Here is an 18,470-nt window from a genome sequence, read left to right as displayed (position 1 = left end):
CGAAGGAGAGTAAAAGAATAAAATAATTAATCTTATAATCTAGCGAATAACTGTTCACTGATAACTGATAACTGATAACTGTTCACTGATTATGTCGTAGAATTTCTACTGATTGAGCAGTAAAAAATATACCCAAAAAGATATAGCTTAATAATAAAACTATATTATCGACTTCCCAAATACCATTAATTAAATTGTTATAGCTCTCTAATAAAGATAATTGTCGTAAAAAATCACCGATCGCACCATTTATATTATTAGCAATAATATCGACAATCCACAAAAAAAGAATTAAAGCAAAAGTCAGAATGGCTGAAATAATATTGCTATCAGTCAAAGAAGAAATAAACATTCCCCAAGACAAGATCGCAGTGGCTAATAAGATTAATCCTAAGTGAGCCGATAATGGCACAGCAAAAGGCATCGCCGGAGTAGCCGCACTGAAAATAATTGCCTCGTAAAAAAGAAACGGCATAATCATAAACAGGAAAAAAGCAACTACACCAAGTAGCTTTCCCACAGCAATGACCCAATTAGATATTGGAGATGTCGCCAACAATTCCAGGGTGCCAGATTTTCTTTCCTCTGTATAAAGTCCCATCGAAAGTATGGGTAAAATAAATAAGCAAAGTGTACCTAGTATAGAAAAAAAAGAAGTCAGAAAGATATAGGGTACATCAATAGATCCGAGCGGAATTCCCAATTGCTCTCCATAGTTAACTTCTTGGATAATTCCTTCTGGCCCTAAAAGTATACTAACCATAAAGGTTCCCGCAATTAACCAATAAATCCCTGCAATGATATAAGCTAGAGGAGATTTAAAATAGCCCTGAAATTCCTTTTGAAAAATTGCAATAATATTCTGTACAACTATCATTTATTTTAAAGTATTACTTATTACTCATTACTTATTACTCATTACTTATTACTTATTACTCATTACTCATTACTCATTACTAATAATTTCTTCAGTTGTTAATTCTAAAAATACATCTTCCAAACTAGGACGAATTCGTCGCATTTCATATAAACTTACACCCTGGTTAATCGTAAGAGCTGCCAGTTCTTTTCCCGGCTCACTGTCAGCATTACAAGTGACTTCTACGAGGTCACGATTCTGGTTATTCAGATTTTCGGTGATAACTTTACTGGCAACAACTCCAGGAATTGCAGCCAACTTGGGCAGGAGATCGGCAATATTTCCTGCTAGCTCTAGTTGATAGCCATAATTCCCCGCAAGTTGCTTTTGTAGCTCATCAGGAGAATTAGTAATCACGATTTTACCCTGATTAATAATCATAATGCGATCGCAGGTCATACTAACTTCTGGCAAAATATGAGTCGATAAGATAATTGTATGTTCGATCGCCAAACTCTTGATCAAATTGCGTACTTCAATTATTTGACGAGGATCTAAGCCCACTGTCGGCTCATCTAGGATAATCACTCTGGGCTCATGAACGATCGCCTGGGCAATGCCCACTCTTTGACGATAACCCTTGGATAATTTGTAGATGGCGGTTTTGGTCTTATCTTCTAGCTGACAACGCTCAATCACGGTCGTCACTTTCTTTTTGCGATCGCATTTTGCCACGCCCTTAATTTTCGCGACAAAATTCAAGAAACCTTCTACGGTCATCTCAGGATATAGAGGCGGATTTTCTGGTAAATAACCAATACGTCGCCGTACTTCCATAGACTGTTGATGGACATCATAACCAGCAATTTTTGCCGTTCCCGTAGTCGCCGGTAAGTAACCTGCCAAAATCCTCATGGTAGTGGTTTTTCCAGCTCCGTTAGGCCCCAGAAAGCCGATGATTTCTCCTGTTTCTACGGTAAAGTTAACATCCTCGATCGCAGTGGTCGAACCATAGACTTTACTCAGATTTTGGACTTCAATGCTATTCATAGAAAGGGTTTGATAAATTTTTTGCCCAAAGCAAAATCGAGACAATAACGGGCGATCGCGAAACTGATAATCCCTTCGGCAATCAAAATACTCAAAGACCAGAATTGCCCTGACTTAATCGCTGTCGCCTCCAGCAAAGCTAAGCCTCTAACTAGGCCAAAAGCCATGACAGCACCATCCTTGAGATGGGAATTGCGATCGCTACGAATAATATAACGATAGGTTACACCAAACAAAAAACCACTTACTAATGCCGTAGCAATGGTAATTAGGCTGTCTAACAGAGAATTTAGTTGTAGTAGGCGAAACCCGACTCCCCAGGGAACAAAAATGAGATTATTCAATAGGATAGCTGTTAGATCGGCAACCGTAAATGCGATCGCTCCTGCCAATCCAGCTTTAACCGATTCAATTCTTTCTGCGACTAAACTAGGCAAAACCCTCACCAGAAAACACCACATAGAAGTATGATAGACTGTGACGTTGTTTGACGAATTTATATTTCAAAAAGTAAATACAAATCATGGATATTTTAACATTAGGTTGGGTTGCCGTGCTAGCTTTATTCACTTGGTCGATTTCAATGGTAGTTTGGGGTCGTAACGGATTCTAAAATATTATTGCCACAAAAGATTGGGGTAAATGTCAGTTCATCCTTACCCTTCGTTGATCATGGAAACAAGCTATATAGTTAACATTTTATTTCTCGTTGCTCTAGGACTACTACTAGTTGTCAGCAGCGGGATAGTATATCTTTCTTCGGTTAAATGGCGAGATCGTCGTCGACAAAAACAAGATAAAGAGGCTGGTTAATTCATTTTTTCTACCTTGAAAAGAGATCGTTATTGAGTTCTAAAATCTTAGAATTAATAGCGGTCTTTTTTGATTTTACAACTAGTACCTTAATTTAACCTGAAAGATTGATAATAATTTTCTAGTTAATATTTCAGGCATTCTTAATTTAGCGATTAGAATCTTCTCAGTGAATTTAGTGATGCTTAAAGATATCAAAGCAAGACAATAATTCAACTACCTCAGGGTAACTGAGGAGGCAAACAAATGAAAAGGATCTTAATCAGTACATTATCTACTATATTACTCTCCACCATTGCTGTTCCCGCATTAAGTCAAGTAAGTTTAAGTTCTAGTAGTAAAACTAGCAATACAGTAAACATCACACCTTTTAATCTCGTAACCGGTGCTTACCAAGGCCGTTTTGAAGATCAAGACATTCCTTCTAATGCTGTTTTCTTGGCGAAGGTTCGTAGTAATAGAATTGGAGCTGAAGAGTTGGTTCAAGGTGCGATCGCAGCTGGAAGATTATCGGAAGATACTCTCTATGATCAAGGTTATCTGAACTCCGTAGAAACTCTAATCGACAACTTGGATAAAGACTAACTTGTTCTCTATTTCCTAATCTTGGTGTGCGCTCCCTAAAGCGATGAAGATAATTTTGCAATTTAGACATGTAAAAACCGGTTGACATAATCTAGACGATTTGGATTTTGGTGAGTTTTATCTCACCTTTTTTTTACAGTTTGGAGCAAAATATCAAGATTGAAGAATTATCCCCACTGAAGTTGCCAGTCGATCGCAAAATCTGAGAAAATCATGGTGCAACAATCATTCAGGAGAAATATAGATATGACTGGAGAATCTAATTCCACCGTAACCCCCGAACAGCTAGCAGAAGTGATAGCTGAATTTGAGCAATATCGCGATCGCCTATACAATGAAACAATGGCCAGCGCCAAAAAAGCGAAACTCCCCAAAAAACTCGCTATAGCTCAATTACAACCTCAATTAGATCAAATTGATAGCAAACTAGAACAATTGCGCAATCAATATTCTTCGGCCATCAGTTAGCATTAATCAATTGAAAATTTCTGAGTATTTTTCCCTCTGCCCTCTGCCCTCTGCCCTCTGCCTTCATTTGACTCATGGATTTATCCGCAGCATTCCCAACTTTTATTGTTACTTTACGAGAAGGTTTTGAAGCAGCATTAGTCGTGGGGATTGTGGTGGCTTGCCTGCAAAAAGCCCAACAAACTCAACTCTATCGCTGGGTCTATTTTGGTGTTGTTGGGGGAATCCTTGCCAGTATCGGAGTGGGCATTATTCTTGCTAATACCCTCCAGGGTTTAACCGCTGCAAGTGGAATCTATGCCCCACTCATCAAACAGATTTTAGCAGCTGGATTTGGCGTAATTGCGATCGCGATGTTGAGTTGGATGCTGTTATGGATGAGTAAACAGGCCCGCTCGATGAAAGGAGAAATGCAATCGGCGATCGATAATGCCTTAAATAACCAGAATGCAGGAGCAGGGATATTTCTTCTCGTATTCATCGCTGTTTTGCGAGAAGGGTTTGAGACTGTCCTCTTTATCCTGGCAAAGTTTCAAGAATCATGGTTATTGCCAATTACAGGGGCAGCAGCGGGTCTGATCGTCGCTGGAGTTATGGGATGGTTATTATTTGCGATCGGCATTAAAATCAATGTTCGTCTTTTCTTTCAGATTATGGGAGTATTTCTCCTATTGATTGTTGGTGGCTTGGTATTAAGTGCTGCCTATCATTTTGACCAATTTGCCCTACTATTATCCGAGTTATCTAATAACAATTGGTGTTTCGGCAATAGTTCTTCCTGTCTTCTGGGGATACAAATTTGGGATGGCTCGATAATATTGCCCGATCAAACCTTCCCTGGTATTGTTTTAAAAGCTCTTTTCGGTTATCGGCAGACTCTTTATTTGCTACAAATTATTGTCTACCTTACTTTTTTGCTAGTCGTTGGCACTTCTTATTGGAATCAATTGAAAATTAAAAATTGAAAGTTGTTAAGAAATTACAATTTCCATCGTAGAAAATGAAACAACCACCAAGACAATCCCTCATTTTCCAACTCACTAGTCAATCCTTACGCAAGGGGTTTGGGGGCGGCGTCCCGGCCCCAACAGGGGGTCTGGGGGACTGGTCCCCCAGTAGCATTTATGGCTTTGATCGATAATTTACTAAATAACAATATTTCATTTTGCGTAAGTCCTAGATAATTGATAATAGGGAACAGCAGTAATTCAAAATTCAAAAAGCTTTGGTTCTTAAGGAAAAGTAGAACCCATTTTCTTGTAGAGAATCTCCCGCAGTTTCAATTTCGGAAAAAGGAATTCCCCAATCAAGACGAAGTATTACGTTGTTCTTAATATCTAGTCTTAGCCCCAAACCAGCACCAGCTATTGTATTACGAGGTTGATTCAACTCCCTATCAGTATTCCAAATGCGTCCAAAGTCAATAAAGGGCGTGAGATCTAGAGCAATTCGGGATTTTTCTAACCTTAAAAGATTTTGTTGAATTTCAGCAGAAACAAAGAATCCATTATCTGCTATCAAAATATTTTGGGCATAACCGCGAACAGTATAGACCCCACCAATACTAAATTGTTCCAAAGGCACTAATCCATCATCGGCAAATTGCATCCGGGATCTGAGCAAAAACGCTGTTTTGTTGGTTAATATCCGGTAATAATTAGCCTGTCCTGCCCAAGCAACAAATTTACTATCTTGTCTGTCGACACTGACATTAGAGTCGAAAGCATCAATCCCGATGCTTAATTGCGATCGCAGAGCCCAAACCCGCCGCTGATTACGATTCGTATAGTCTTGGATCAAACGAATGGCCGAAACTTTAGTCTTACCCTCATCATCTGAGGCTCCAGAAGGGCTAGGAAAGGGTAGCCCATCGAGAAAGGTTGACCGGGAATTGGTATGGATGAAACTAATCCCGGCAATGAGTTCTTGGCTCAAAGATTTATATAGTTTGTGGGCATATTTAACTTCGTAGTTACTAATCTGATTCTCAATGTCTAAGGCGTCGAAAGGTTCTTGAGTCAGATTATTATCAGAATAACCATAGACTAATTTTAGTTTTCCTTGATAATTATTCAGGGGAAATTCATAACTGAGATTATCTAAGGCATGGGTACCATCTGTGTTGAGATAGGCAATGTTAAAGCGATCGCCATAACCCAAGAGATTATTTTCATTCAATTCTAGTTGGCGACGAAATGTCCCCACACTACTCACTCGATAGTTATCAAAATTCAAACCAAGGGAAAAAGTATCGGGTTCTTCTTCTACTGTGACTTCCAAAATACTGCTGTTGGGTTCGATTCCTGCTGAGAGTTCGGCAGATATATTGGCAATCAGGGGATCTATTTGCAGCAGTTGTAGAGCTTTGAGTAATTGAGTCTGATTTAAAGGAGGCTGGGTTGCTCTTGCTAATCGACTACGCACATAACTAGGTTTAAGCTTTTGTAGACCAATAACCTTAATCTCACTAATAGTTCCCGGAACAATTTCGATTTGGACTGTGCGATCGGTGATCGCTTGTGGAGAGAGGATCGCGCCAGAAGTAATGTATCCTGCATCGAGATAAAGTTGGGTGATTTTTCGCGGGACTTGGAGCAATTCGACAAAGGAAATTGGTCTGAGAGTATATTCTGCGATCGCATCTTCGATGATTTGGGGCTCAAGGACTGTATTGCCAATAATTTCAAATTTTTTGACAATAATGGTTCCTGGAACATCTTGGGGCTCTAGAGGAACAAATGTCGGAGTGGTTTCTAGTTGGGGAAGACTTGGTTGCAGAGGGGCTAATGGTTCTGGAATATCTGGGGTAGGAGTTTCGGGAAGGGGCAATTGAGCAATCATAGTTTGAGCTTTAATTGCCATTGGCTGACAAAAAGAAGCAAAAAAAGAGATGATAGCGATTTTGGCGAGGGACTTTAACTCGATCTGCTTGATTAACAGCAATCGATTCCAATAGTTCATAGCAAGAAAAAATTAGCTAACCAAAATTATATTCTGATTACAACCAACCTCGCAGCCAATAAACAATAGTTCCAATATATTCTTTGATCACCATTGTGGTTCGATCTAAACTTTTAGTATTGGGAATAAAACTAAGAATTTTCGATTCGGCACTATGATCAGCTTCCCGCAATTCCTGTTGACTCACATAAAAATCTGTTGGCGCAGGAACCGCATCAATCCCCAGGTGCTGAAAAATCTTTAGCGATCGCGGCATATGAAAAGCAGAAGTGATCAGGATGATTTTTTTTAGACCTTGCTCTTCAAGAATTTTCTGGGTAAAAATCGCATTTTCATAAGTATTAACCGACTCGCCTTCTTGAATCATCGCAGAGGAAGGAATGCCCATTAATTCTAAAATTTTTGTCGTATCCTGGGCTTCTGATGAGCCATCGCCATACCAATCAATTCTCCCGCCAGAAAGCAAAATAAGAGGAGCTTTGCCATCATTGTATAATTTGGCCGCATAGATAACGCGATCGCCATGTTCATTCAAATCAGGTAATGTCCGAGGATAGGCAACACTATGAACCGAACCACCCAGCACGACTATAGCATCAGCAGTCGGCAATTCTTGATCGCTTAGATATTGCCATTCCAAAGATTTGAGGAGAGAGTGAGAAACTCTACTATTTCCTGCTATCAAAAAAATTACTAATGCCAGCAGGATCGGAATATAACTATACTTTGAGCGCTTAAAACTAAGAACTAAAGCAACGATTAATAATATACAAGCCAATCCCAAAGGATAGACAAAGAGGGGAAGTAATTTCGATAAAAACAAAAAGTTCATCTAGTAATCCTTCTACTCGTAATTTTCAATTTTCACTATCAAGCCCCTGTTCTCGCTCAATAAAATTCTGAACCTGCTCGCGATAACTATTGATATTTCGATCTACCCAACCACGATCATCACTATTCGCAAAAATATGAACTAGCGGTTCCCCCGCATCAGGTAAGATCAGTACCCAATTATCATTTTGAGGATTAATGATTTTGACTCCATCTATGAGCTCCAAATTCTCTGTAGCATGGGTTTCTACCAAATGACGCATCAAAGAACCTTTAATCTTCCAGGGACATCGCACCGTATAAGATCTATGACAAACTGAAGGTAGTTCGTTGCGAATTTCAACCAAAGATCTTTCTTGAATAGTTAACATTTCAATCAATTTGGCAATGCCGAACATCGCATCAAACCCAGGATGCAGTTGCGGAAAAATAAAGCCAATTTCACCACTACCCCCTAAAGAAACATTGGGATTGGTTTGTGATGCTTCCATCAATGCGGTGGGATTAACTTTTGTCCGAATCACATTGCCATCATGACGTCGAGCAATTTGTTCCACGGCACTCGAAGAATGGACAGGAACGACTACAGTGCTGCGGGGATTGGCCGTAAAAATTGTATTGACCATCAGAGCAGTTAAGGTTTCACCACGAATCGGCAACCCCGACTCATCCACCAGAATAAATTTTTCTCCATTGGCAGATACTTGAACTCCTAAATTAGCGCCAAGAGCTTCCACAACCTGTCCTAATTGCTTGAGTAGATGGTCTTTTTCCTGATTCGCGATCGCATTTTGATTTAAGCTGGCATTAAGCACCACCGCATCACAACCAAATTTCGCTAATAGCTGGGGCAAAATAGCTCCGGAAACAGCATAAACATAATCGATCACAATCTTCGATCTACTATTACGAACTGCTTCAATATTGAGATGGGTTTCAAAAGTATGGCTATAGGCTTCAATGATTCCATCAAGATAGGCAATCTTGCCAATTTCGGTAATCGAAACCCGACGCAGATCCTCTTTGAAGTAGGTGCCTTCAATCTTTTTTTCTTTGGACTTGGAAATATTGATGCCTTCTCGATCAAAAAACTCAATCAAAATATGATCATGATGATTAGGTTCTAAACGAACATGAAGCCCCCCCGCAGTTGCCAGGCGATCGGTCATGGTCCGAGAAATGGGAATTGCTGTAGCCTCCAAATTTTGCACATTAACCCCTGCCGACATTAATCCTGAAACTAAAGAACGACTGATCATCCGAGAAACACTGCGTTGATCCCGAGATGCCAAGACTGTCGATCCTAGTTTTAAAGTCGAGCCATAGGCAGCACCCAGTTTAACGGCAAATTCGGGAGTAATGTCAATATTGGCTAATCCAGACACCCCACGCTGCCCAAAAAGATTGCGCTGTGCCATATTTCCCCAAATTAAATTTATATTGAGAATGGCCCCAGATTCAATTCGCTTGCTAGGCCAAACCCTGACCCCAGGGGATATTTGAGCTTCTTCTCCCACATGACATAAAGGGCCTAAGACAGCTCCTTCTAGTACTTGAGCTCGTCTATCTATTCTCGTCCCCCGAGCAACGATACAAGCCCGTAAATGAGCTTCTTCTCCCACTGTGACACCATTCCAAATAATCGGGCGCTTGAGGTCGGCATCATTGCCAATGGTTACATTATCCCCAATTACGGTTCCTGCCTCAATCTTGACTCTTGCTCCAATACGACAGTTATTGCCAATTAGTGCTGGAGCTTCAATTTTTGCACTAGGGTCGATATAGGTATTAGAACCAATCCAAATTCGCGAGGATTTTTCCTGGTAGGCAAAATCGATAGTAACCTTTTGCTCTAGAGAATCATATTGAGCCTCTCGACAAGCATCAAGATGACCGACATCACACCAATAACCCTCTGCAATATAGCCATACATGGGTTCTCCCCGATGAAGAAGCATCGGAAATAAATCTTGCGAAAAATCGGATTCTTCGTTTTCTGGAAGATAGTCTAAAACTTCTGGTTCGAGAATATAGGTTCCAGTATTTACAGTGTCAGAAAAAATTTCACTTAAGGAAGGCTTTTCTAAAAAACGGTTGATGCGGCCATCGGGATCGGTAATAACCACCCCAAATTCTACGGGATTGGGAACCCGAGTCAGAATTAACGTGGCTTTTGATTGTTTTTCTCGATGAAATGCGATCGCTGCTTGCAAATCAAAATCAGTGATACCATCCCCACTAATAACAATAAAAGTATCTTCTAACCATTGTTGGATATTTTTGACACAACCAGCAGTCCCCAAAGGCTGCTCCTCTTCTACGGCATAGGTCATCTCCACACCAAAATCTTTACCATCCTGGAAGTAATTTCGCATTACATCGGGTAGGTAATAGAGAGTAGCAATAATTTGTTTGATATTATTTCTTTTTAATAAGTTAATAATATGTTCAGCTATGGGACGGTTGAGTACTGGCACCATCGGCTTTGGAAGATCACAGGTCAAGGGTCTTAATCTAGTTCCTGAACCCCCAGCCATTAGCACTGCACGCATGATTCCTCCTGACGGTAAATAAATTATCTTGGAGTTCTATAAGATGACTCCCTAATCTGTAGCTAAACACTATGATTTCAGAAATATCTCCATATATCCAGCTTTAGCTTAGCGGAAAAGACTCTTCCTGAAAAAGTAATTACGAGCAAAATAACAATATTAGATAATAGTTTATGCTAATAATTATCAATCACCTTTAGATATTTCAGTCTAGAAGAAATAATGATCAAAAACTATAATAATTGGCTCAGGCAGTTGCCAACCAGAAAATAGACAACCAACATCGCAGCAGCAACCAGCGCGACCAAAGTGCCCGCTAGCATGAGGGAAAACTCTTTCCGATTTAAAGCCTCTTGCATCAAATGCAAGGACCAAGCGACCAGAGCTACATCAAATATGAGAATCGGAATCAGCATCGTTAAGAAATGTAAACTCTGTATCTATTCTAGTACACAATTTTTATCATTCGGTATTACTTTTGAAGAATTTAAGTTTTATTTAATAAGAATATTGCCGCTCTAGGCTTTGAGCTGTTCTGAATTTTCCCATCTGCCCTTTGCCATCTGCCATCTGCCTTCGACTCATTGCCGAACAGGAACTTGATGTTGTTGAAGATAGCTTTTGACTTCCTCAACAGTTAACTGTCCATAATGCAGTAACGACGCAAGCAACGCGGCTTCTGCTTTGCCTTCGCTGAGAGCCTCATATATATGCTGGCAATTTCCGGCCCCACCAGAGGCAATTACTGGTATTTCGACTTGTTCGGCAATAGTCCGAGTAAGCTCCAAATCATATCCTGCCTGAGTTCCATCGGCATCCATACTAGTGACTAGGAGTTCTCCGGCTCCGCGCATCGCGACTTCTTTAGCCCAAGCGATCGCATCCAAACCAGTGTTTTCTCTGCCGCCTCGAACATAAACATCCCATCCAGGATTACTCGGATCTGGGCGTCTTCTAGCATCGATCGCCACCACAATACATTGTCGGCCAAAGCGATCGCTTGCTCGGTTGATCAAGTCAGGATCGCGCACCGCAGCGGAATTGATACTAATTTTATCTGCACCTGCTCGCAAGAGATTTTTAATATCAGGCAAAGCGTTGATCCCACCACCGACAGTCAGAGGGATAAAAACTTGATCTGCGGTGCGGTATACCACGTCAATAATAGTTCCTCGGTCTTCATGGGTTGCGGTGATATCGAGAAATACTAATTCGTCCGCACCAGCATCGTTATAAACCTTAGCTAGTTCGACGGGATCTCCAGCATCTTTGAGATCGACAAAGTTAACGCCTTTCACAACTCGTCCTGCATTGACATCGAGACAAGGTAAGATTCTTTTTGCGAGCATAAATTTATATTAAATTCTGATTTTTAGTTTTGACGCGTTTATATAATTCTTCCATAGTTTCAATGAAAGAATGATCTTTATGCCAAAAAGCAGGGAAATCACCCTCTTTCTTAATTGCGATCGCCGGTATGCCACTAGCTGTTGGCACGTCAATTGTAGGAGGTAATCTCTTAGCGCCCAACCAAAATTCTCTGGCACTAGGTTGTTCTTCAAGCGATCGCTTTTCGACTCTCGTGTATAAAGAATCAGAAAGTTCTACCGTAACCTCTTTGCTATTTAATTCTTCTGAAAGTATTTTCCCTAAAGGCGTTTGCTCTAGTTTTTTCTGTAACTCTAACTTAGATAATCCTCGCAGTTCAAATAACAAAAAAGGATTTTCATCCAATTGAGCCGCAACCAAATAATAAACTCCAGCAATATGTTTACAGGGATTAGCATAATCTGGACAAGAACATTGAGTCTGGAAATCTCGGCGATCATAGGGCAATAAATGAAAGCCCAACTCTGCAAAACTAGATTCAATATTTTCGGGTACTTCGTTTAATAACAATCGAGAGATTATACTGGCCTTAGAAGACAATTTCTCGACAATCAAATCCCACTTGGCTTTAGCGATCGGGGTAATTTCAATAGAGATTATATAAGTTGGTTCTTTGTAAACACCAAAATAGGGATTGACCGAACCTCTGACCACAGCGGTAATCCGATTACCATCAATATCAAAGCTTTTTACTTTCCCCCCATTGGCATAGGAACGTCCTCTTTGTAATCTTCCCGAATCAGTAAAAGATTCTAAAGCTTCAATAAAAACTTTTCCCCACCAAGTCCTACTAAATTTAGCCATAGTTTAACTTAAGAATAAAAAACAAATCGCATATTTAGGCTTTAACTATCTTGACATCGTACTTACTAATTTCTGAATCCCGAGTAATCAAAATTAGTTTTTGCTGTCTTGCTTGAACAACTAATATTCGATCAAAAGGATCTCGATGATGCAAAGGTAATGTTCGATATTGTTGGATTTGAGGAATAGTCAGAGAAAGCATTTCAAATCCTCCTTCTCGTACAACCTCAAAAAACCCTTTTGGGATGTCTAAACGACCAATATTTTGTTTAATACTAATTTCCCAAAGAGAGATTAAACTGACACAAATAATATTATTTTGATCAGATATGATTTTTTGAGCTTTTGTTGAGAGTTTATCTGGTTCAAAAACTGCCCAGAGTAAACTATGAGTATCAAGCAAATACTTCATCCTATTCGATGATTCCCAACAATTTTGCTTCTTCCTCATTCCATTCGCCAAAATCATCAGGTATTGTAGCTTGTCCCTTCATTAAGCCTAATCTTTTGTTTTCAGCAATGGGTTCATAAGCAGATATTGTAACGGCTGGTTTTCCCATTTTTGTGACTATAACCTCCTCTCCTTGTAAAACACTCTCTACTACTTGAGAAAATTTAGCTTTAGCATCGGTGACAGAATATATTTTCATTACTTGTTTTGAAAGTAAAGTAGTTTGACCTAGTCTGACTATAATTTTATCTTACTCAAAATTTGTTAGAATTAGCCCCATATGTCTAGCAACTTTTCGCATAATAAATAGTTAGATATCCTTCAAATAATATTGAAATGGATGGTATCACTTAAAAAATTAAAAAACTTTATCAACTTCAGAATCATTACAGGGACTATTGCAACAACTCTGATGGCTTTGGGAATAGCTTGGTATTTTTCTGAAGGTACATACCCATCTGCTATTGCCGCAATTTCAGGGGCAGGTGGTTTTTTAGGATTATTTCAATATTCATTCTTATCATTTGATAAAAATATCGTCACTGATCGTATAGCACTAGTCGTTGGCAATCAGGATTACATAAATACACCCCCACTGATGAACTCAATAAATGATGCTGAAGCAATATGTAAAGCCCTGAAAAAATTAGGATTCAAGATCATAAAACGGATTAACCCATCAACTGAAGAACTAAAGAAAGCAATTGATGATTTCCAAACAATTCTTAGTATAGGTGGTGTTGGTCTCTTCTATTACGCAGGTCACGCGTCTCAAATTAATGGACATGACTATATTTTGCCAGTTGATGCAAATTTAACAGAAAAAGAAGAGTTTGCAACCAAGGCAATAGATCTTAACGTTCTTCTCCGTCCAGTTGATAAGATCATTGAAGAAACTCCGATGCATAATGGCAGCATTATTATGTACTCTACAGCATCTGGAAATCTTGCCTATGATTTTTTTCAAAAGCCACCAGAGAATGAAAATGGAAAGAATAGTGGTGGCGAAAAGCGTAAGTATGATAATGATGATGCATCAGTGAAGAATAAGAGTAGAATCAGCAGGCATTCACCTTTTGCTCAAGCTTTTCTATCTCTTGTAGATAAGTGGAATGTAGAAATCTTTGAGCTTTTTCGAGAGTTGCTACCAAAGGTTCGTGATTCAACTGATTACAAACAAATTCCTTGGATTGCTGCATCTGTTGATACTGAGTTCTATTTTAAACCTATAGTTAAAGAGGACATTGGAACCCTAAAAATTCTGATTTTCGATGCTTGTCGCAATGATCCTTTCTATCGTCCGCCTGTTTACTATATGTTGCCTCCTGATAATGACGTTGAAAGCTAACTTCTAGGTGATAGGTTAAGATGATGCTTTAAAACATAAAAAAATATTTAGACTAATCTTCTTTGCTTCTTCCTTTGCGTCTTTGCGTCTTTGCGCGAGACAAATTCATATCCGGATTCAGCAGTACCAAAACAGATTTTACGAGAGTGGATCTCGCACCGTTACTTAAATTACTACCTAGTCTAAAATTGCAGTTTTATTCAAAGCAATTAATTCTTTAAACGCATCATTATCCAACTCCGTCAACCAAGATTCATCACTGCCAATCACAGCATCAGCAACCCTTTTCTTATCCTCAATCATTTGATCTATTTTTTCCTCTAACGTGCCAATGGCCACAAACTTGTGCACAAAAACATTCTTTTCCTGCCCAATCCGAAAAGCCCGATCTGTCGCCTGATCTTCCACCGCCGGATTCCACCAGCGATCAAAATGAAAAACATGATTAGCCTTAGTCAAAGTAATCCCCACACCACCTGCTTTTAGGGACAGAATAAACACCGATGCTTCCGTTTCAGGCGATTGAAATTGAGCAATCATTTTTTCTCGCCGTTTACGAGATGTTCCTCCATGAAGATAATAAGTATTACAGTGGAGAGCATGTTTCAGGTGTTTGGCTATCCCTTGGCAAATTTCCGTAAATTGACTAAAAATTAAAATACTTTCTCCCTCAGCAATTGCTTCTTCTACCATCTGGACCAAACGACCAAGTTTATGAGAGCGAGTCGGTAAAAAATCACTCCCATCTTGAAGAAATTGGGCAGGATGATTGCATATTTGTTTTAACTTCACCAGAGTCGATAAAATCAAACCTTTGCGTTCAATGCCTTCAGTATTTTGAATCTTATCATCTACATCTTTAACCACAGCCTCATAGAGAGAAGCTTGTTCTTTAGTTAAGTTTGTATAGAGTTTTTGTTCGACTTTATCTGGTAAATCATGAATGATAGATTTATCGGTTTTAACTCGTCTTAAGATTAGGGGCTCGACTAATTTTTTTAAGGTTGTTGATTGAATTTTATTATTGTCTCTTTGAATGGGAATCTCAAAAGATTTGCGAAATTGGGCTTTTTTCCCCAAATAACCAGGATTAAGAAAATTAAATATCGACCATAAATCCAAGAGACGGTTTTCCACAGGAGTTCCCGTCAAAGCTAAACGATGTTTTGCCGACAGTTTCAAAATCGCTTTGGTTTGGGCAGCTTGGGGATTTTTAATATTTTGGGCTTCATCTAAAACAATGCGTTGCCATTGCAGGCTTCCTAGGAGTTTGACATCTTTGCGTGCCAAGGTAAAAGAGGTAATTACGACATCTCGTTTTAAACAATCAGATTTAAACTTAGCTAGATCTTTTATGCGATCGCCGCCATGATGGACACTCGCATTTAGATGAGGCGCGAATTTGGCAATTTCTCTGAGCCAATTGCCGACAACGGTCGTCGGCGCAATTAATAAAGTAGGAGCAACTGAAACAGATTTTTTCTTATTTCCTTGACTAACCAGTTCTCTTTCCTGAACAAGTCTGGCAATCACTTGCACCGTCTTACCCAGTCCCATATCATCGGCTAAACAACCGTTCAAGCCTAGTTGCTCCAAATAACTCAACCAAGAAACCCCTCGCTTTTGATATTCTCGCAAAGTCCCCTGAAGTTCGGCTAAATCGGCAATAGGCTCAAACTTACTTTTATCTTCTAATTTCGACCTCATTTCCGAGAGAAATTCGTCATGTTGAACTTCCCAATCATCCCCAACAGAAGCACTGCGTTGAAGCAATTCCAACATCGTCATTTTGGGCTTTTCCTCACCATGAGACTGCCAAAATTCCAGAAATTCCTGCATTTTATCGCGGTCTAATTCCATCCACTGTCCGCGAAAATGAACTAAAGGAGTCTTAGCATTCACCAACTGTTGCCATTCAGCTGTACTAACTTCTTCTTCCCCAATTGCTAGCTGGTATTGATATTCAACCACAGAATCAAGCCCAAAGTACCCTTTATCATTAGCATTTTTAGTGGCCGATTTTCCGCTACTAGATGCTTTAAGCCGAATTTTAGCTCGACGACGGCCGGTGGGAGTATACCAAGCTGGGACAATGATCTTAAACCCAGAATCTTCTAATACCCAGGCATACTCTTTGAGGAAATCAAAGGCTTCGGTTAATGTCAGTCTCAAGCCATCAGGTTGTGCGGTTTCCATCCCCTGCCATAATTTAGGGTACATCCTTGCGGCATAGCCTAAATTTAAGAGCAAGTTTGCCTCGAAATCTTGACCAAATTGTTTTTTGATCCCAGTTTTTGCTAGATCATTCATCAACCAGTAATCACTTAGGGTCAGCTTTAAAGAAGGGTCTTTTTTATCCCCAACCAAAAACTGCATCTGCCAATCATTTATGGTGTCTGGTTCTGCCGAATGTAATTGGAAGTATAAGTTAAAGTTGGATTTGTGAGTTGTGTGGGTAATTCTCTGTTTCCAGACTAGCCATTGCTGATAGTCTTCTAGATTGGCATTGCTGGTTAGTGGGCTATGCTGTTCGGCATAAAAACAATCATGAACTAAAGAATTCGCAATTTTTTTATCAAATGCTGCGGTAGAAGATGTATGAGTGACTAGATCGCAAAGCAGATATTCGCTGAAGTGACACAATAAGGTTTTAGGCTCAAAAAAATCAGGATTGTCACTCGGAGAATTCGCCCCAGCTAGACAGATTAAAGGTATATATTCAAGGTATTTGTCTAAGTTGGCTTCATATTGTTCGGAAACTATTGACCAAGTGGGATAGATTTCTCCTGATTTGGATAGCTGATTTTTTTTCTTACTTTTAGCTTTCGCCTTTGCAATTGGTCGATATTTGAAAGCAGGAATATATTGGTCTTTGATAATTACTTCCTTAAAAGCTTGGGTGTAGTGATACCAAAATAATAAGTCTGAACCCAGTTGAATTTCTTGAGAATTGTATAGGGCTAGAAAATGAATTTCTTGGAGCAGCCTAATGATATTAATTGCTTTAGAGGACTTATTTTTAACAGCAGTTACAGTTTTATAACAATCTATTTGCCAATATTGAAATTCGTCGTATTCTTCAGAAATTTCTACATCTAAATACCTGATTAATTCTGGAGAGGGAATTGGTTTATTATTGGCGGTTGGCAGGGCAAAATATCGGGTAATTATATTTTGTTGAAGATTTAATGATGAGTCTTTAAGGCCCAATTCCTGACTTAAAAAGGCTTCTAACTTGTCTCTGGATAGATGATTAGGGTGAATTTGGTGCTGGTTTTTTCTCGTTCTCTTGGCGCTCGATGAGGTTTCAACCCACAAATAAAATGAACCTGGCTGAATGTAGTCGAACTCAGCATCTGGAATCCAAGTACCGTGAATAACCTTCATCATGAATATTAATTCTGAATTTTATTGTTACGCTTAAATTTTATCGGGTTTTTCCCTATGCTCAAAGCGCCTTGGCAATTCTAGTCTAATCAACCAATAATTCTGAATGCCGAAAACAATCTATAGTATGGTCATTGACCATCCCCACTGCCTGCATATAGGCATAACAAATAGTTGAGCCAACAAATTTAAACCCTCGTTTTTTCAAATCTTTACTCATCGCATCGGATTGAGGCGTTGTAATGGGCACTTCTTCTAAGGTTTGCCAATGGTTTTGAATCGTTTCCCCCTCAACAAATTGCCAAATATAGCGGCTAAAACTACCATATTCTGACTGGACTTCAAGAAAACAACGAGCATTGCTAATAGTTGAGGCTATTTTTCTTTTATGACGGATAATACCAGGGTTTTGCTGAAGTTCCAATTGTTTGGTCTCATCAAACTGAGCAATCATTTCTGGGTTGAAGTTGGCAAAGGCTTGACGATAATTTTCTCGCTTTTTCAAAACTGTAGTCCAACTTAGTCCTGCTTGCGCTCCTTCTAGGATAAGCATTTCAAATAGTTTTGTATCTTCAGTGACCCGAACCCCCCATTCCTTGTCGTGATAGGCAATTTCTAGGGGATTATCTTTGACCCAGCTACATCTCACGTAATGGCTTCTCCTGAGCAAATACATGTCATTGTTCATTCCTCTAAAAAATTTGTGATTAGCTATTAGCTCCAATAATAATAGTTGAACTTTGCTGACAACATACATCCGAAAGAACAATTATACTTCCCAAGATAGAAGTCAAAAAGCGTATAGCTAACAGCTCAGCAATTCCAAATTCGAAAGTAACAGGGGATACAGAACTAGGCTTACGGTAGCGCAGCAAGATAGAAAAAAGTCAGAAATCAAGAGTGAGCTAATTTATGGAAGTCAAAGCGCTTAGTTTCACAGTGCTTTTAGGATATATAGAGACAGTCATCGAG

At 39.4% G+C, this 18,470-nt stretch carries 19 protein-coding genes; 6 read left to right on the top strand and 13 right to left on the bottom strand.

The window, feature by feature from the left end; genetic code table 11:
* Window positions 1–82: 82 nt before the first annotated feature.
* The 3 genes from XEN7305_RS20040 to XEN7305_RS20030 form a co-directional block, all read right to left on the bottom strand.
* Entirely contained in the window at window positions 83–877 is a 795-nt protein-coding gene (locus XEN7305_RS20040) for an ABC transporter permease (protein ID WP_006511335.1), read from the bottom strand.
* A gap of 69 nt (window positions 878–946) precedes the next feature.
* Window positions 947–1,909, bottom strand: coding sequence for an ABC transporter ATP-binding protein (locus tag XEN7305_RS20035; RefSeq protein WP_006511334.1), 963 nt, complete (start codon window positions 1,907–1,909; stop codon window positions 947–949).
* Complete coding sequence (locus XEN7305_RS20030; RefSeq protein WP_006511333.1) at window positions 1,906–2,370, bottom strand: hypothetical protein; 465 nt, start codon at window positions 2,368–2,370, stop codon at window positions 1,906–1,908. The genes XEN7305_RS20035 and XEN7305_RS20030 overlap by 4 nt, the downstream gene beginning before the upstream one ends.
* A gap of 62 nt (window positions 2,371–2,432) precedes the next feature.
* Between XEN7305_RS20030 and petN the strand changes: the two genes are divergently transcribed.
* The 5 genes from petN (at window position 2,433) to XEN7305_RS20015 (ending at window position 4,740) form a co-directional block, all read left to right on the top strand.
* A complete protein-coding gene (gene petN, locus XEN7305_RS27860) occupies window positions 2,433–2,522 on the top strand; it encodes a cytochrome b6-f complex subunit PetN (RefSeq protein WP_006511332.1) in 90 nt (29 codons plus the stop codon).
* Window positions 2,523–2,581: 59 nt separating this feature from the next.
* Complete coding sequence (locus XEN7305_RS29370; protein WP_173399709.1) at window positions 2,582–2,722, top strand: hypothetical protein; 141 nt, start codon at window positions 2,582–2,584, stop codon at window positions 2,720–2,722.
* A gap of 246 nt (window positions 2,723–2,968) precedes the next feature.
* Entirely contained in the window at window positions 2,969–3,307 is a 339-nt protein-coding gene (locus XEN7305_RS20025) for a hypothetical protein (RefSeq protein WP_006511330.1), read from the top strand.
* Between the two features lie 213 nt (window positions 3,308–3,520).
* Complete coding sequence (locus XEN7305_RS20020; RefSeq protein ID WP_238569012.1) at window positions 3,521–3,775, top strand: hypothetical protein; 255 nt, start codon at window positions 3,521–3,523, stop codon at window positions 3,773–3,775.
* Window positions 3,776–3,849: 74 nt separating this feature from the next.
* Entirely contained in the window at window positions 3,850–4,740 is an 891-nt protein-coding gene (locus XEN7305_RS20015; protein ID WP_006511328.1) for an FTR1 family protein, read from the top strand.
* Window positions 4,741–4,990: 250 nt separating this feature from the next.
* On the opposite strand, the gene XEN7305_RS20010 is transcribed toward XEN7305_RS20015, so the two are convergent.
* From XEN7305_RS20010 to XEN7305_RS19975, 8 genes are all read right to left on the bottom strand, one after another.
* Complete coding sequence (locus tag XEN7305_RS20010; protein ID WP_006511326.1) at window positions 4,991–6,736, bottom strand: ShlB/FhaC/HecB family hemolysin secretion/activation protein; 1,746 nt, start codon at window positions 6,734–6,736, stop codon at window positions 4,991–4,993.
* A 37-nt stretch (window positions 6,737–6,773) separates the two neighbouring features.
* Complete coding sequence (locus XEN7305_RS20005; RefSeq protein WP_006511325.1) at window positions 6,774–7,568, bottom strand: YdcF family protein; 795 nt, start codon at window positions 7,566–7,568, stop codon at window positions 6,774–6,776.
* Between the two features lie 25 nt (window positions 7,569–7,593).
* A complete protein-coding gene (locus tag XEN7305_RS20000; RefSeq protein WP_006511324.1) occupies window positions 7,594–10,119 on the bottom strand; it encodes a mannose-1-phosphate guanyltransferase in 2,526 nt (841 codons plus the stop codon).
* A 233-nt stretch (window positions 10,120–10,352) separates the two neighbouring features.
* The gene (locus XEN7305_RS19995) at window positions 10,353–10,535 is read right to left on the bottom strand and encodes a hypothetical protein (RefSeq protein WP_006511323.1); all 183 of its coding nucleotides are present in this window, start codon (window positions 10,533–10,535) and stop codon (window positions 10,353–10,355) included.
* Window positions 10,536–10,700: 165 nt separating this feature from the next.
* Window positions 10,701–11,468 carry an imidazole glycerol phosphate synthase subunit HisF gene (hisF, locus tag XEN7305_RS19990; RefSeq protein ID WP_006511322.1) on the bottom strand — a complete coding sequence of 256 codons (768 nt, stop codon included), beginning with the start codon at window positions 11,466–11,468 and terminating at the stop codon, window positions 10,701–10,703.
* Between the two features lie 4 nt (window positions 11,469–11,472).
* On the bottom strand, window positions 11,473–12,312 hold the full coding sequence (locus XEN7305_RS19985; RefSeq protein WP_006511321.1) for an SWIM zinc finger family protein: 840 nt from the start codon (window positions 12,310–12,312) through the stop codon (window positions 11,473–11,475).
* 34 nt (window positions 12,313–12,346) lie between these two features.
* Entirely contained in the window at window positions 12,347–12,724 is a 378-nt protein-coding gene (locus XEN7305_RS19980) for a type II toxin-antitoxin system VapC family toxin (RefSeq protein WP_006511320.1), read from the bottom strand.
* 1 nt (window position 12,725) lies between these two features.
* Window positions 12,726–12,962 (bottom strand): type II toxin-antitoxin system Phd/YefM family antitoxin, encoded by a 237-nt coding sequence (locus XEN7305_RS19975; RefSeq protein ID WP_006511319.1) that lies wholly within the window; start codon window positions 12,960–12,962, stop codon window positions 12,726–12,728.
* A 141-nt stretch (window positions 12,963–13,103) separates the two neighbouring features.
* Between XEN7305_RS19975 and XEN7305_RS19970 the strand changes: the two genes are divergently transcribed.
* Window positions 13,104–14,111, top strand: coding sequence for a caspase family protein (locus XEN7305_RS19970; protein WP_006511318.1), 1,008 nt, complete (start codon window positions 13,104–13,106; stop codon window positions 14,109–14,111).
* A 177-nt stretch (window positions 14,112–14,288) separates the two neighbouring features.
* Here XEN7305_RS19970 and XEN7305_RS19965 read toward each other — a convergent pair whose 3' ends face one another.
* Together XEN7305_RS19965 and XEN7305_RS19960 are read right to left on the bottom strand one after the other, a co-directional pair.
* Complete coding sequence (locus tag XEN7305_RS19965) at window positions 14,289–17,498, bottom strand: DEAD/DEAH box helicase (protein ID WP_040898809.1); 3,210 nt, start codon at window positions 17,496–17,498, stop codon at window positions 14,289–14,291.
* An 85-nt stretch (window positions 17,499–17,583) separates the two neighbouring features.
* On the bottom strand, window positions 17,584–18,174 hold the full coding sequence (locus XEN7305_RS19960; protein ID WP_040898819.1) for a DNA-3-methyladenine glycosylase I: 591 nt from the start codon (window positions 18,172–18,174) through the stop codon (window positions 17,584–17,586).
* Window positions 18,175–18,470: the final 296 nt, after the last annotated feature.

It is taken from the genome of Xenococcus sp. PCC 7305, assembly GCF_000332055.1.
In the GTDB taxonomy this organism is placed as follows: domain Bacteria; phylum Cyanobacteriota; class Cyanobacteriia; order Cyanobacteriales; family Xenococcaceae; genus Xenococcus.
Note: the sequence above shows the minus strand (reverse complement) of the source record. Positions and strands in the feature narration are given on the sequence as shown.

Excerpts from the sequence above, each read along its gene's own strand:
- XEN7305_RS20040 (WP_006511335.1), bottom strand. The coding sequence starts at position 877 with ATGATAGTTGTACAGAATATTATTGCAATTTTTCAAAAGGAATTTCAG.
- XEN7305_RS20035 (WP_006511334.1), bottom strand. The coding sequence starts at position 1,909 with ATGAATAGCATTGAAGTCCAAAATCTGAGTAAAGTCTATGGTTCGACC.
- XEN7305_RS20030 (WP_006511333.1), bottom strand. The coding sequence starts at position 2,370 with ATGTGGTGTTTTCTGGTGAGGGTTTTGCCTAGTTTAGTCGCAGAAAGA.
- petN (WP_006511332.1), top strand. The coding sequence starts at position 2,433 with ATGGATATTTTAACATTAGGTTGGGTTGCCGTGCTAGCTTTATTCACT.
- XEN7305_RS29370 (WP_173399709.1), top strand. The coding sequence starts at position 2,582 with ATGGAAACAAGCTATATAGTTAACATTTTATTTCTCGTTGCTCTAGGA.
- XEN7305_RS20025 (WP_006511330.1), top strand. The coding sequence starts at position 2,969 with ATGAAAAGGATCTTAATCAGTACATTATCTACTATATTACTCTCCACC.
- XEN7305_RS20020 (WP_238569012.1), top strand. The coding sequence starts at position 3,521 with ATGGTGCAACAATCATTCAGGAGAAATATAGATATGACTGGAGAATCT.
- XEN7305_RS20015 (WP_006511328.1), top strand. The coding sequence starts at position 3,850 with ATGGATTTATCCGCAGCATTCCCAACTTTTATTGTTACTTTACGAGAA.
- XEN7305_RS20010 (WP_006511326.1), bottom strand. The coding sequence starts at position 6,736 with ATGAACTATTGGAATCGATTGCTGTTAATCAAGCAGATCGAGTTAAAG.
- XEN7305_RS20005 (WP_006511325.1), bottom strand. The coding sequence starts at position 7,568 with ATGAACTTTTTGTTTTTATCGAAATTACTTCCCCTCTTTGTCTATCCT.
- XEN7305_RS20000 (WP_006511324.1), bottom strand. The coding sequence starts at position 10,119 with ATGCGTGCAGTGCTAATGGCTGGGGGTTCAGGAACTAGATTAAGACCC.
- XEN7305_RS19995 (WP_006511323.1), bottom strand. The coding sequence starts at position 10,535 with ATGCTGATTCCGATTCTCATATTTGATGTAGCTCTGGTCGCTTGGTCC.
- hisF (WP_006511322.1), bottom strand. The coding sequence starts at position 11,468 with ATGCTCGCAAAAAGAATCTTACCTTGTCTCGATGTCAATGCAGGACGA.
- XEN7305_RS19985 (WP_006511321.1), bottom strand. The coding sequence starts at position 12,312 with ATGGCTAAATTTAGTAGGACTTGGTGGGGAAAAGTTTTTATTGAAGCT.
- XEN7305_RS19980 (WP_006511320.1), bottom strand. The coding sequence starts at position 12,724 with ATGAAGTATTTGCTTGATACTCATAGTTTACTCTGGGCAGTTTTTGAA.
- XEN7305_RS19975 (WP_006511319.1), bottom strand. The coding sequence starts at position 12,962 with ATGAAAATATATTCTGTCACCGATGCTAAAGCTAAATTTTCTCAAGTA.
- XEN7305_RS19970 (WP_006511318.1), top strand. The coding sequence starts at position 13,104 with ATGGTATCACTTAAAAAATTAAAAAACTTTATCAACTTCAGAATCATT.
- XEN7305_RS19965 (WP_040898809.1), bottom strand. The coding sequence starts at position 17,498 with ATGAAGGTTATTCACGGTACTTGGATTCCAGATGCTGAGTTCGACTAC.
- XEN7305_RS19960 (WP_040898819.1), bottom strand. The coding sequence starts at position 18,174 with ATGTATTTGCTCAGGAGAAGCCATTACGTGAGATGTAGCTGGGTCAAA.